Source organism: Phocaeicola faecalis (assembly GCF_021730445.1).
GTDB classification, from domain to species: domain Bacteria; phylum Bacteroidota; class Bacteroidia; order Bacteroidales; family Bacteroidaceae; genus Phocaeicola; species Phocaeicola faecalis.
The window spans coordinates 1-1,105 of record NZ_JADNRM010000048.1 but is presented as its reverse complement, the minus strand read 5'-3'; the positions used below and the strand labels follow the sequence as shown (position 1 = coordinate 1,105).

General features: G+C 50.1%; 1 protein-coding gene. It reads left to right on the top strand.

The features are described from left to right. Window positions 1-1,105, top strand: a 1,105-nt coding sequence (locus tag IR173_RS17960) for a M16 family metallopeptidase (protein WP_237040869.1), incomplete at both ends; no start/stop codon positions are given.

Below are 1,105 nucleotides of genomic sequence, written 5' to 3'. Positions count from 1 at the left end.
CGACGACTGGTACACCCCGGAGAATATGGCCCTTATTCTGGTGGGGAATGTCGATACCAAGAAAATAATGGGACGCATTGCCGCAGCTTTCGGCAAGCTGCAGCCCAAGGCCACTCCCGAGCGTAAGGTGTATCCTGACTTGGACATCAAAGGGCGTGTGCAATACAACACCAAGTTTTCCCAGTATCCCTCTGTCATGCTGGTCTATAAGGGGGTGAAGAACGGCCATCGGGATGAGACCGCGCTGGAGATTTGTATGCAGTTGCTCAGCAATACCAACCAGACCGGCCTGCTGAACAAACTGACGATTGACGGTGAGCTTTTGGGAGGGGATGCCTCCCCCGTGACCTTCCGTGAGCAGGGAAGGAATATCATTACCGGTGTCCCTTCCTATGATAATAACCAAAGGCGTTTTGAATCCAATAAAAGTGTCGAGAAGAAGTTGTTGAAGGCTGTCCAACAGATAGCCAGAGGTGATTTCGAGCCGTGGGTTGTAGAAGCCGTCAAAGCCGGCATGTGCCGGGATTTCGACTTGCGTATGGAGTCCAACAACTTCAAGGCCAGCCTTCTGGAGGATGCCTTTATCAATGAGCGGGACATCAACCAGGTGTTGAATTATAAGGATGTTGTCATGGGAATATCCGTTGATGATATCAAACGGGTTGCGAGAGAGTATCTGACGGACAATTACCTTGCCATTTACAATGAAAAGGGCAAGCCGGATAAGGGTCAGAAGATTAAGAAGCCTGACTATAAGCCCATCGAGCCTCCCGTAGGACAGTCCTCCCTATATGCCCGGCAGTTCAAGAACATGGCCATCAATAAGGTGGAGGAAAAGTTTGTTGACTGGAGCAAGGTGCAGGAACGCAAACTCAATGACTACTCCCATGTGTACTATACCCGGAATGAGGATAACGAAGTGTTCACCTTATTATTGAAATACGGTGTCGGCTCGGAAGTCTTTCCCCGCCTTGAATATGCCGCCTCGCTGATGAACAATGCCGGTATCATGGGAAGTTTCGAGCCCCAAGAGCTGAAGGAGGAGTTGAGCAAGCTGAATGCGACGTGTGTCGTGGATGCCGATGACAGCTATCTGTATGTGACA